10 protein-coding genes are annotated in these 13,491 nt (G+C 44.0%); 9 read left to right on the top strand and 1 reads right to left on the bottom strand.

The features are described 5' to 3' along the window. Nucleotides 1-41 precede the first annotated feature (41 nt). The 8 genes from H8B17_RS11800 to pstB all read left to right on the top strand — a co-directional run bounded on the left by H8B17_RS11800 (nt 42) and on the right by pstB (nt 12,295). A complete protein-coding gene (locus H8B17_RS11800; RefSeq protein ID WP_190309355.1) occupies nt 42-1,238 on the top strand; it encodes a FecR family protein in 1,197 nt (398 codons plus the stop codon). Nucleotides 1,239-1,383: 145 nt separating this feature from the next. Further along, entirely contained in the window at nt 1,384-4,920 is a 3,537-nt protein-coding gene (locus tag H8B17_RS11795) for a SusC/RagA family TonB-linked outer membrane protein (RefSeq protein WP_190309354.1), read from the top strand. A gap of 17 nt (nt 4,921-4,937) precedes the next feature. Then, nucleotides 4,938-6,671 carry a RagB/SusD family nutrient uptake outer membrane protein gene (locus H8B17_RS11790; protein WP_190309353.1) on the top strand — a complete coding sequence of 578 codons (1,734 nt, stop codon included), beginning with the start codon at nt 4,938-4,940 and terminating at the stop codon, nt 6,669-6,671. A gap of 18 nt (nt 6,672-6,689) precedes the next feature. Further along, nucleotides 6,690-8,735: a phosphodiester glycosidase family protein gene (locus H8B17_RS11785; RefSeq protein ID WP_190309352.1), complete on the top strand. Its 2,046-nt coding sequence runs from the start codon at nt 6,690-6,692 to the stop codon at nt 8,733-8,735. Nucleotides 8,736-8,927: 192 nt separating this feature from the next. After that, nucleotides 8,928-9,803, top strand: a complete 876-nt coding sequence (locus tag H8B17_RS11780; protein ID WP_190309351.1) for a substrate-binding domain-containing protein — start codon at nt 8,928-8,930, stop codon at nt 9,801-9,803. After that, nucleotides 9,793-10,683 (top strand): phosphate ABC transporter permease subunit PstC, encoded by an 891-nt coding sequence (gene pstC, locus H8B17_RS11775; protein ID WP_190309350.1) that lies wholly within the window; start codon nt 9,793-9,795, stop codon nt 10,681-10,683. The genes H8B17_RS11780 and pstC overlap by 11 nt, the downstream gene beginning before the upstream one ends. Then, nucleotides 10,673-11,536 (top strand): phosphate ABC transporter permease PstA, encoded by an 864-nt coding sequence (pstA, locus tag H8B17_RS11770; RefSeq protein WP_190309349.1) that lies wholly within the window; start codon nt 10,673-10,675, stop codon nt 11,534-11,536. Before pstC ends, pstA begins: the two co-directional genes overlap by 11 nt. A 12-nt stretch (nt 11,537-11,548) precedes the next feature. Continuing rightward, entirely contained in the window at nt 11,549-12,295 is a 747-nt protein-coding gene (gene pstB / locus H8B17_RS11765; RefSeq protein ID WP_190309348.1) for a phosphate ABC transporter ATP-binding protein PstB, read from the top strand. 2 nt (nt 12,296-12,297) lie between these two features. Here pstB and H8B17_RS11760 read toward each other — a convergent pair whose 3' ends face one another. Continuing rightward, nucleotides 12,298-12,900: an NAD(P)H-dependent oxidoreductase gene (locus H8B17_RS11760; protein ID WP_190309347.1), complete on the bottom strand. Its 603-nt coding sequence runs from the start codon at nt 12,898-12,900 to the stop codon at nt 12,298-12,300. A gap of 106 nt (nt 12,901-13,006) precedes the next feature. On the opposite strand from H8B17_RS11760, the gene H8B17_RS11755 reads away from it, so the two are divergent. Continuing rightward, nucleotides 13,007-13,486, top strand: coding sequence for a GNAT family N-acetyltransferase (locus H8B17_RS11755; protein ID WP_190309346.1), 480 nt, complete (start codon nt 13,007-13,009; stop codon nt 13,484-13,486). The last annotated feature ends 5 nt before the right edge of the window (nt 13,487-13,491 follow it).

Below are 13,491 nucleotides of genomic sequence, written 5' to 3'. Positions count from 1 at the left end.
TTTGATGCTGGGCGTGTATCTATATAGAAGCACTGCAAAAAATGAGCAAACAGCACCAATTAAAGGCGTTAATTATACGTTATCAACAAGGTAAATGTAGCCGAGAGGAGATTCAGGAACTCCGCACGATGCTTGCTGCGCCCGAGAATATCGAATTCCTCGAAGAGCTGTATGATTCCTTGCCCGATGGATTGCTGGACGATAACCTGTTGCAGCAGAAAGCAGATATTTATCAACAAATTTTACTGGATGAGCGTGTCCGTCGGAAGGTGAAGGAATCCGGATCGGTCCATAAGCTGTGGTGGAGGAAACCTTGGGTAGCCGTAGCTGCTGTGGCCTTGGTGGTGATGGTGCCATTTTTATATCATAATCTGTCATCTCTCCATACACCTGCAAACAGCCTGGTAAGTGATGTCATTGTGCCGGGAGGCGACCGTGCCCGTATTATCCTGGATGATGGCTCGGAAATTAATCTGGAACAGATTCTAGGCGATACGGTCATCGTTCAACAGGGATTTTCTATCGTTAAAGACGAAGACGGTACGATTTATTATCGCTATGACGATGCACAAGCTTTGGCGCAAGCGGCCCTCCACAATACGGTAGTGACACCCAAAGGCGGCCAATATCAAGTGGTATTACCAGATGGAACCCGTGTTTGGTTGAACGCGGAAAGTAAACTGCGGTATCCGGTATATTTCGGGCAGGACAAACGGGTGGTAACGTTGGAAGGAGAAGGGTATTTTGAGGTTGCAAAACAAGAGCGGGATGGTAAGCGGGTTCCGTTTATGGTGAATACTGGTGCACAAGAATTGGAGGTCTTGGGAACAACGTTTAATATACAGGCCTATGGGGAGGATGTAAAGACAACCTTGGTGGAAGGGAAGGTGCGTTTAAGTCTTGGCGCAACAGGTCATGAAGTTTTATTGCAAGCCAACGAGCAGGCTATACTAAACAAGCAAACCCAGCAGTTTAACGTCGGAAAGGTAGACCCGATATATGCGATTGCATGGAAAAATGGGAATTTTGCTTTTCGCAAGGCTTCCATCAGCGAGGTTATGGAAAGTGTTGCCCGCTGGTACGATGTGGAGGTGGTGTATAATGCCGCGGTTGAGAATAGCCAATTTACGGGAACAATTTCCAGATTTGAACAGATCGATAATTTGCTTGCACTTATAGAATTGACAGGCAGTGTTAAATTCAACATAGAAGGAAGGAGGGTCGTCGTGGAAGAATAAGGTTTACTTCTTCATGAGACAAAAAAAAGCAGGAGCGGTCGTAACGCCCCTGGTTTCCGTCTTCATGACTAAAGATTGAAAAATAACTACAGACTAATTAATAATCAATCATATACAAATGTATAAAAAAAATTATTCAATTCTCATGAAATTGGGTCTAGCCATTCCATTGTTATTAGCCGCCAGTCTACACGTTAGCGCATTAACATTCGGACAGACATTTACCTTCAAGCAGAACAAGCTGCGCGTGGAACAATTGTTCAACGAATTACAACGTCAAACGGGGTACAATATTTTTTATGACGAATCGATGGTGCCAGCAGCAGCTGTGCTAAACGTTTCTTATAACGGTGCTGCCCTACAGACGGTATTAAAAGATGTTTCGGATAAATACCAATTGGCGTACAGCATCGTGGGGAAGAATATCGTACTGAGCAGACGCAAGATAGCGACACCTACCGCGACGGTAACTGGCGAAATAGAAGAATCTGTACAGCAACGAACGATAACAGGTTCCGTTGTTGATGAAAGTGGACAGCCGCTAAGTGGCGTGACGGTGCGGGAGATCGGGCATGAAAACCGTAGCTCCACCGACGGCGACGGGAAATTTGTTTTGCAACTGCAGGGCGCAGATGGGCTGCTGCGTTTTTCCCTAGTGGGCTATCTTTTTAAGGAGCAGCGCGTTGGAGCTTCCGACAATATGAATATCAGGCTGGAACTCGATGTACAAGAAGTGGACGAAGTAGTCGTAGTGGGATACGGAACGCAAAAGAAAGAGAATCTTACCGGGGCGACTACAGTGGTAGATTCCAAGTTATTGCAGAGCCGACCTGCTGCCAACGTGTCATCGCTGCTACAAGGTACTGTTCCAAACTTGCAAGTCACCTTCGGTTCGGGAAGACCAGGGGCTTCTGGGAGATTTAATATCCGGGGTGTCAACTCGATTTCCAGTGATGCAAAACCGTTGGTCATTATCGATGGATTTGAAGGCGATATCAACCGTATTAACCCGAATGATGTGGAATCGATTACGGTACTGAAGGATGCGTCTGCCGCAGCTGTATATGGTGCACGGGCATCGTATGGGGTGATATTGGTGACGACCAAAACCGGAAGCGGAAACCAAGCGAGTATCACCTACTCGGGGCAGACCTCCCTTAGCGCACAAACCACGAGCACGGATTTTGAAACCCGCGGTTATTATTCAGCGGCTATAAATGACTTGTTTTTCTCCAACTACGCGGGATCCAATTATACCCGGTATACGGATGACGACTATTATCAATTATGGCTGCGACGAAATGATAAAACGGAACATCCGGATAGACCGTGGGTAGTGGTAGATGATCGGGATGGCCGTGAAAGTTATGTCTACTACGGTAATACCGATTGGTATAAGCATCTGTTTGACCTAAGAAGACCGATGCATACGCACAATCTCAGTGTGAATGGTGTTTCCGAAAATATAAAATATAGCTTATCGGGGAACTATTTTACCCAAGAAGGGGTTTTTCGTCAGAATCACGACGATTTGAAACGGTATAATTTACGCTCACGTGTGGATTTTACCGTAAACAAGTGGTTGGATATCAATACAAACCTGTCTTATTTTAATTCGGCCTATGCCTATCCGGGGCCAAGCGGTGTAGATAATAGTTTTAGCGCGGCAGTGGTGCACGGGCTGGCCAGTATCGTTCCGGTAAATCCTGATGGCACGCAGGTATATCAAACAAGCATCAGCAATTACAACCTGATGGATGGTTACGCGGCCTTGCTCGGGCAGGATCTTCACCGAAACATGGATAAGATCAGTGAATTTTCGCCAACGATTGAAGCGGTGATCAGGCCTTTCAAAGGTTTCGATATCCGCTCAAGCTACCGGTTTATCCACTACAATTACCAAACCATGAATAAGTCGGCAAACATTGCGTATTCTAAATACCCGGGAGAGGTATTGAATATCACATCTGGTATTGGCAATGACCGCTTGTATGAAACCCAGGTGAACCATCAATACCAGGCCGTGAATACGTATGCGACTTACCAAACCGTATTCAACAACGACCACGATTTCAAGATCATGGCAGGATACAATTATGAGACGAAGCATTTGAAAGATATTAAAGTGGCGCGGAATGGCTTGCTGAGCGATCAGCTTATTGACTTTGAATTGGCAACTGGCGATGTGTTGGAAATCAACGGTGGACAAAATGAATATGCGTTGTTTGGTACATTCTATAGGCTCAATTATGGCTATCAGGATAAATATTTATTCGAAGCAGCGGGGCGATACGATGGTACGTCACGCTTTGCCAAGGGCCACCGGTTTGGTTTCTTTCCGTCGTTCTCCGCCGCTTGGCGTGTCGAGAAGGAAGGCTTCTTTGAAGCATGGGATCAACAGGTGTTGGATGCCTTTAAAATCAGGGCATCTTATGGCTCCTTGGGCAATCAGCAGGTGGGATACTACGATTACTTGCAGACCATCAATGCAGGGAATGTGTCCAAAGATTATTCTTTCGGCGAAGTCTTGGCGCCTTATGCGCAAGAGAGTGAACCGAATGCGAGCGATTTAACCTGGGAAACCGTAAATACGACGAATGTGGGGATTGATGTGGAATTGCTGCGATCAAGGCTATCCCTTACAGGGGATATCTATCGGCGCGAAACGTTGAATATGCTGACAGCCGGGAGAACAATTCCAGCCTACTATGGAGCAGATTTTCCGTTGGAAAACGCTTCTGATCTGTTGACGAAAGGTTGGGAGGCGAGTGTGAATTGGAGAGACGGATTTGATCTGGATGGGAAACGTTTCAACTATTATGTGGGTGCAGGTGTAGGGGATAATACCTCGAAGGTGACCCGATTCGATAACCCGAATAAAAACTTATCCAATTTCTACGAAGGGCAGCAACTGGGCCAAATTTGGGGGTACGAAGTAAATGGGTTCTTCTTATCGGACGAAGAAGCGGCAAATTATGATGTGGACCAAACAGCGGTAAATACCATCATCAACACGTCTGCAGTTGATCAGGGACTCCATGCCGGTGATATGAAGTTCGAAGACTTAGATGGCGATAAGGTTATTTCGATGGGCGACAATACGGCAGATAACCCAGGTGATCGTCGTGTTATTGGAAACTCTTTACCACGTTATAATTTTAATTTCAGGTTAGGTGGCGACTGGAACAATATCGATCTTTCGGTTTTTGTACAGGGGATAGGGCGCCAAAACTGGTATCCGCATCGGAACGCTTCGTATTTTTGGGGCCCTTATGCACAGCCTTATTCGACATTTATAGGCCAGGATTTTTTAAGCCAAGTATGGAGTGAGGATAATCCGGACGCTTACTTCCCTCGCCCACGTGGTTACATCGCATTGAATGCGACAAACCGCTCATTGGGCGTTACAAACAGCAAGTATTTGCAGGATTTGGCCTATATGCGTTTGAAGAATGTGACGGTTGGTTATTCATTGCCGCAGAAAGTGGCATCTAAAGCGGGACTATCGAGGCTTCGGATATATTTTAGTGGCGAAAATTTACTGACGTTTACGAAGCTGGAAAGTAAGTATATAGATCCTGAACAGGCGGCAACAGAGAATACGTACGACGAATCGACGAGTCACGCCAAGATCTATCCGTGGGCAAAGACGTTTACATTTGGTTTGGATATTAGTCTTTAAAACAGAACATGATGAAAATGAATTTAACTAAAATAATATGGGGGATAAGTTCCGTGTTGTGTCTGGTATCCTGTGATCTAGATAAAGTGCCTTTAGCAACGCTTTCACCAGAAACTTATTTCTCTAACGAAGAAGAACTTCGTTTGTACAGCAACAAATTCTATGAAGATATCGTACCCAGTGCTTCGAGCATATTCAGCGATCGGGCGGATGCGATTATTTCGACGCCTTTAAATACAGAAATATCGGGGCAACGGACAGTGCCTGCAACCGGTGGAGGATGGAGCTGGTCAGCCTTGCGGCGGATCAATTATCTTTTGGAAAACTCCCATCAGGCGGATGACATAGCGGTTAGAAATGAATACGATGCCTTGGCCAAGTTTTTCCGTGCTTACTTTTACTTCGAGAAAATGAAGCGGTTTGGTGATGTGCCCTGGTTTAACGAAGTATTAGGTTCTGATGATGAACGGCTTTTTAAACCGCGCGATTCGAGAACCCTCATCGCAGATTCCATTATGCAGGATTTGGATTTTGCCATCGCGTATTTGCCGACCACCAAAGATGTGTACCGGGTGAATAAATGGACGGCGCTCGCATTAAAATCACGGGTAGGTCTATTTGAGGGTACTTTCCGGAAATACCATGGTATCGGCGATGCGGAAAAATATCTGCAGGCCTGTGTAACGGCGTCGGAAGAATTGATAGACAATGGTGGATACACGTTGTATACTAGTGGAAGTGCGCCCTACCGGGATCTCTTTGCAACCTCCGATGCGCGCGGTCAGGAGATTATCTTGGCGCGGCATTATAGTGCCGGGCTTAACTTGACGCATAATGTCCAGAATACGTCCAACTCCAGTACGGTAGGACGTCCGGGTTTATCAAGGAGCTTTGTAAATACGTACTTGACGAACGGCGGACTTCGGTTCACGGATCTCCCCAACTACAATACACGCGAATTTGTGCAGGAAATGCAAAACCGGGACCCACGTTTGGCGCAGACCATCCGTACACCGGGATACACCAGGATTGGTGGAGGGGCCGCAGCGCCTAACCTGTCTTTCGCACTGACGGGTTACCATCTTATCAAGTATTCTATGGAACCACAATATGATGCTTATAACAGCAGTTTCAACGATATGCCCTTGTTCAGAATTGCGGAAACCTATCTGAATTTTGCCGAGGCAAAAGCGGAATTGGGTACCCTGAATCAGGCAGATTTGAATAAGTCGATAAATTTACTCCGCACGAGGGTGAGTATGCCAGCGCTAAATCTGGAACAAGCAAATGCAAATCCTGACGCCTATTTATTGGATGCCGAAACGGGATTCCCGAATGTGGCACAGAAAAATACGGTACATACCGGCGTCATTTTGGAAATCAGGAGGGAGAGAGGGATCGAATTGGTGATGGAGGGACATCGGTATTACGATATTATGCGCTGGAGAGCAGGCAAGCTGTTTGAAAAGCCATTTCTAGGTATGTACTTTAGCCGGTTGGGCGACTTTGATCTGGATGGCAATGGGTCGATTGACCTCTGTTTGTATCAAGGTACAAGACCGGGATCATCCGCTAGCCTCTTTATGGAAGTAGGAAAGGATATCGTGCTGTCAGAGGGCAACAAAGGCCATGTTTTGGCACACGGCAATATCAATAGAACATTTGATGAGGATAAAGATTATCTGTATCCTATTCCGACAGAGGAAATTAATTTATCGAACAAGATATTGGAACAAAATCCGGGATGGTAACGATTAAAAAATATTCGAATGAAAAAGCATAATCTATTTATTGTATTATTTTTAATAGGGTGTCTTACAACAGTCATCCCACTTGGTGGATGTAGTAAGAAACTATTAGATAATTCGGAGTTCGGTAATTTGTTGCCTGAGCTCCAAGAACCGGAACCGCCGGTTACCCATGAAACGTTGAAGGATAAAGATGGATGGATCAGCGATACACTGGACAATGGCTTGATACATTATCAGTTTTCGAAATATATCCAAACGCAAACCGCCAATCAATTTGTCAATGTGGTGGAACTTGATCTGTCGAATCCAGACTACGAATTGGAGTTTGTTTCGCTAGGTGAGCGAGATACCCTATCTGCAGTTGCAGAAGCGCGGGGTGCCATCGCTGCAATCAACGGTACATACGAGATCGAAGCGAGCTTTATAAAAGTCAATGGAAATGTGGTCTCGCCGGTTACCCTAACAGAAGGCCATTTACGCTTTTGGAAGCATGAGGGGGCTATATCGTACAATGCAGGTCAAGACCTGACCATTGGCTATGGTACGAAAGAAAGTTATGCCCAGTCACCGTATCTGCATATTTTTTCGGGTTCGCCCATGTTAATTGATGATTACACGCGGGTAGGAGAAGATTTTATTGGAGATGTAACCGGGATCAATCTGAATAGCCTGGATTATGAGGATTACCGGAGACATCAGGGGGTAAGACATCCGCGTACCGCGGTTGCATTAACCGAAGACAATAAACTCTTATTGGTAACGATCGATGGTCGCTTTAGTGAATCGGCGGGGATGACCGCGAAGGAAGCAACCCAGTTTTTGACGAATTATTTCGCCCCCCAATACGCATTGAATATGGATGGTGGAGGCTCTACGACCATGTTCGTCAAGGACAAAGGTGTTGTCAATTATCCGACGGACAACAGTGTGCGTAATCATTACGGGCAACGCCTATTGCGGACATTCATCTTGGTCAAAAAGAAAAGTGGCAGCAACGAGCAGTTTGCGGGAGGAGATGGCACCGCGGATAATCCTTATTTAATCGCTACGGCTAATCACCTACAGCAGATACATGCGCTAAACTGGAGTGATACCGAAAAGAACCCCTACTATTTTAAGTTGACAGCGGATATTGACATGGTGGGGCGTAATTGGAAACCGGTTAATAACGTTGATCCGTATTTGAAATACCTCCACTTCGATGGAAATGGGCATGTCATTAAAAACTTAACGTCTACAGATGCGGCCTATGCGAGTTTGTTTGGGGTACTATTCGGTTCGTGCAAGAATTTAGGTCTTGTTAATGTGGATATACAATCGACAAATGGTGGTGGTGCTTTTGCCGGATATCTAGGTCTCCGTGGACCGGATAAGCCAGTTAAGGTCGGTGTGATAGAAAATTGTTTCGCTACAGGTAAAGTTACGGGAACAGACGCTGTAGGCGGTATTGCCGGTAATGTCGGTAAAGCAAACGGTGGAAAAACAAGTTTCATCGTCAACAGCTTCTCCACAGCAGATGTAATCGCAACCAATTCGGGCAGTAGTAATAGTCGAGCAGGTGGTTTGGCAGGTATTGTCTGGGATGGCGGTAAGGTAGATGATAGCTTCGCTGCGGGAAAAATTCTTTCCAACACGAATTCCGGCCGTGGTGCGGGTGGTGTTTTAGGCTGGACAGATGGTGATGTGAAGGGATTGATTGCTTTTAATCCATCGGTAGAAAATGTGGGAAATGGTTTGGCAGGTCGCGTGGTTACTAATATGGGATCTGTAGGTGGTGTGATTGCGCAGGGCGAAAATTGCTGGGCGTCTGAGGAGGTTGTCGTGATAAAAAACGGTACGCCGGTTCCATCATCTAGCTTCACCACGGGTGTCGTTACCGTGCGGGATACACCGTATGACGGCGAAACAAAAAGCAAGGCATTTTTGAGTGATATAAATAACTATCAAAATGTGTTGGGATGGAAGCTGGGGCCGCAAAACCCTTGGGCCTCCACTGTAAATAGTAAAGGATACCCCATTTTGCAATGGTTGTTTTTAAGAGGCGATTATGAAATCTTTTATTAGGCGTTACGGTAACTTTGTATAGGAATAAACTGCCGCTGTGTAAAAGCAACGGCAGTTTTTTATGTTAGAATCTTGGAAAATCATGGATAGTTAACTTAATTTTTACAATTTTTTTACATTAAATACCAGGTAAGAGAAGACGGTAATATAGAATTAACAATTTATTAATATCTATTATTCATTTTTGTAGCGATGAGAGAGAGACTATTAAAATTGTTTCCCGCTGTGGGCGTTGCTGCCACATGGCTTTGTATTTCTTGCAGTCATGGGAGCAACTCTATAAAAATGAAAGGCTCCGATACAGAAGTTAACCTTGCCGTTAATCTCGCAGAGAAATTTACAGAAGAAGATCCTGATTTTAGTATTGCTATCTCTGGGGGTGGTTCGGGATTGGGTATAACTTCTCTCTTGAATGGTCAGGCAGATATTGCGAACTCGTCCAGACCTCTTTCTGAGAAAGAACAGCAACAGTTTAAAGAAAAAAATATTGCACTGAAAACAGTCGTCTTTGCGGAAGACGCTACTGCTTTTGTTGTTCATAAGGACTTACCGATAGACGAAATAGAAGTCGAAATGCTAGCAGAAATTCTAAGTGGTAACATTACCAATTGGTCCGAATTGACTGAAGCCAACCTTCCAATTAATATTTACGGTCGTCAAAGTAGCTCGGGTACACACTCGTTTATCAAGAAGAAACTGGCAATAGAATTTTCGAATGCGGCCAAAGAAATGACGGGTAACGCACAGATTATCGAGGGCGTAAAAGCAGATAGAACGGGAATAGGCTATGTAGGAGCGGGCTACGTAGCGGACGATCCGGTAGGGTCGCAAGGTATAAAAGTATTAAAGATTGTCGAAAGGAGAGGGGAGAAAGCCATTTCTCCATTGGATCAGGAAGCAATTAACCAACGGAACTATTTTTTTCAACGCCCCTTGTATCAATTTGTCTTGGCAGAATCCTGGGATAAGGTTCGTCCTTTTATCGCTTTCGAAAGGAGCGTTGTAGGTAAAAAGCTCATTGAAGATCATGGCTATTATATATTAAACAATCAATCGGATGAAATATAGAACTCGTTTATCTTTGGATATTCTTTTCAAGATTGTGTTTAAAGGAACAGGGCTTCTTGTCTTGGCCCTGTTAGGGGGGATTCTGGCTATGCTGGTATATAATTCATTCTCTTTTTTCATGGATGTGAAACCATTGGATTTCATTACCGGCATGGAGTGGAGTCCGACAGCTGCGATTCCAAAATATGGCATGTTACCTTTGGTGCTGAGTACGACACTAGTGACCTTCGGCGCGATGTTTATTGCTATCCCTCTAGGGATTGGTACAGCAGCTTATATTGCGGAGTACGCTTCGCCGCGGGTAAAAAATTTATTGAAACCGGCTATCGAAATGTTAGCGGCAGTTCCTTCGGTTGTCATCGGCTTCTTAGGGATAGTTGTTTTAAGTCCGGGGATTGCAGATCTAGCTGATCTTTCTAACGGTTTAAATGCACTCAATGGTGCTATTCTGCTAGCCGTCATGGCGCTACCTACTATCATCACGATCGCGGAAGACGCTATACACGCCGTGCCAAAAACATATAAAGAAGCTAGCTACGCAATGGGGGCAACCAAATGGCAAACCCTACGTAAAATCATTATTCCAGCAGCTGCGCCAGGGATTATTGCCGCAGTCATGTTGGGTGTAGGTAGAGCCATTGGAGAAACCATGACGGTGCTTATGGCTACAGGAAATGCTTCTATTTTACCTACTAGTATGTTTGACTCTGTGAAAACCATGACGGCGACAATAGCCATAGAGATGGGAGAGGTTCCTTATCAAACTACACATTACTTTGCCCTTTACGCGATAGCCACGGTGTTGTTTTTAATGACATTGGCTGCGAATATGTTAGGCGAATATTTTATTAACCGTTTTAGGAAATATCATGCTGTTTAAATCGTCGAAGATATCTGCTGTGGTAGAGTGGGGCACGTTGTTGATCAGTACCGTTTTGGTATGCTTTTTTTTGGTAGTTGTTATTTGGGAAATTGTCTCTAAGGGAGCAGGGCAATTATCATGGGACTTTATTACTAAGGTTCCTAGTGCAGGGATGACCAAGGGGGGGATTTTGACGCCTATTATTGGTACCGTAATGTTAACGATACTCACGGCATTGTTTGCGATTCCGTTTGGCGTGTGCTGTGCCATATATCTCAACGAATATGCAGAAGATAATTGGTTAACACGTACTATCAGAGCCTCTATACGGAATCTTTCAGGCGTTCCATCTATCATTTATGGTTTATTTGGACTGGCTTTATTTGTTCAAGCACTCCAATTGGGAACATCTTTGCTAGCTGCCGGATTGACGTTGGGATTACTTTCGCTACCCTATATTATCACGACGACGGAAGAAGCCTTGATGCGTATCCCGAATAGTACTCGGGAAGCCGCATTAGCGGTGGGAGCGACGAAATTTGAAACGATTAAAGACGCTGTATTACCTTCCGCTATGCCGGGTATACTGACGGGCGTCGTACTGACGTTGTCACGAGCTGCCGGAGAAACAGCACCAATCCTTTTTACGGGGGCCGCATTCTACATTAATAACTCGAATGGTTACCTAAATCAGGAGTTTATGGCGCTGCCTTATCACCTGTATATGCTTTCCACACAGCATCAATCCATTGAGGAGGTAAGGCCTATCGCGTATGGAACGGCGCTGATATTGATCATTGTGGTGTTCTTTATGAATTTAACGGCCTTCTATATTCGTTTTAAATATAGAAAAAGTGCAACTGAGATGTAAAATAATACGAACATGAAAACGAAATTATCTGCTAGAAATCTAAATATAAGTTTCGGAACTAAACAGGTTTTGAAAAATATTGATATACAATTTGTAGAAAACGAAATAACCGCTTTAATCGGTCCATCTGGGTGTGGGAAGAGTACTTTATTACGTTCTTTTAATAGGATGCATGATCTATCCCCCGATGCGAAAATAACAGGGACACTGCAGTTGGAGGATCTCGACCTATACGCCAAATCCGTTCCGGTTACACAAATCCGTAAGCGGATTGGTATGGTTTTTCAGAAAGCGAATCCCTTCCCCAAAAGTATCTATGAGAATATTGCGTATGGATTGCGTATCAATAACCTTCCGTGTGATAAATCGATTGTAGAGAAAGCCTTACGAGAAGCTTTTCTGTGGGAGGAAGTTAAAAATGATTTGAAGATGCCTGCCACGCGTCTTTCGGGAGGGCAGCAACAGCGTTTATGTATTGCCAGAGCTGTAGCGCTAAGACCGGAGGTGATCCTTATGGATGAACCCTGTTCAGCACTTGACCCTGTCAGCACCTTGAAAATTGAAGAGTTGATCGTATACTTGAAAAAAAAATATACCATAGTGATTGTAACCCACAATATGCAACAGGCACAACGTATAGCAGACAAAACCGTATTCCTATATCTTGGCGAGATTAAAGAAGAGGGGCCTACGCATAAAATTTTTGACTCTCCGGAAAATGAAATGACTGCCAATTATATTCATGGTCAGTTTGGGTAGGTTTAAAAAACATGATCTACCACCTCTTCTAACGGTCGTCGGAATTTTGGTTTGAGCGTAGGCTGGTTAAAATCTGCCATGTCCCTTTGACCTATCACAGCCGCAAATAACGCGGTATATCCATCATATTTCAATATTTCGTCGTACTTATCCGATTGGATGCCCTCCATAGGCGTTGAGTCAATTTCCATACTTGCACAGGCGGCTAGGAAAAAGCCTAACGAAAGGTAAACTTGATGCTGCATCCAATTTTTGATGCCTGCTTCGCCTAACGGTTTGACGAGCTGGTGATAATAATTTACAGCGCCCTCCGGTAATTGTGAAAGAATCTCATGCTCGAATTTTTCCACGTTATCAATGGCACTAAATACAACCAAGTGGCTCGCTTGATTGATTTTTTCCAGATTATGATAGGAAACTTTCGCTAATTCACTTTTAATTTTTGTGTCAGAGATAATCGTAAACTTCCACGGTTGGCTGTTTATCGAGGAAGGGCTTAACTGCAAGATCTGCGTTAATTGTTGAACGATATCTTCTGCTATTTTTTCGTTCGGATTATATTTTTTTGTGCTGTATCTGTTCTTGGCAATATCTAAAAAATGCATATCTTAAGATGTTATTGATTATTATTTTTGACAAAGCTAGTTATTTCGTTTTTTGGATACGGATATTAAGTGTTCAAAAAATGTAATTTCATATTTAACTTTACTTATGTTGCAGATTCTAAAATATAAACAGGAAGATTTTGACGGCTATTATTCTTTAGTGACAGATGACCAGGTTATGAAGTACATTACCGGAAAAGGGATGTCGAAAGAACAAGCGTTGCGGAAATTTACGGAGATTTTGCAGATCAATAAAGACGATGACCTCCTGGGATATTTTAAAGTTATAGACCACGATACCGAATTGATCGGGGATTGTAAACTCGTAAGATATAAGCGCGACCGTTCCGTGTTAGAGATAGGGTATCTTTTGAAACGTACCTTTTGGAAAAAAGGCTTCGGAACAAAAATATGTCAAAAGCTTTTGGAAAAAGCGGCGGAGATAGCACCTAATGATGATATTGTCGGGGTTATAGATCCTGATAATATCGCTTCCAAACGACTCTTAGAAAAATTCGGATTCGAGCGTTATTTTGTAGGAGAAGAAGATGGCGTTCCTACAGAAAAACTTGTTCTTCACAAATAATCCCG

Origin of the sequence: Sphingobacterium arenae (assembly GCF_014692505.1) — a bacterium.
Lineage (GTDB): Bacteria > Bacteroidota > Bacteroidia > Sphingobacteriales > Sphingobacteriaceae > Sphingobacterium > Sphingobacterium arenae.
Note: the sequence above shows the minus strand (reverse complement) of the source record. Positions and strands in the feature narration are given on the sequence as shown.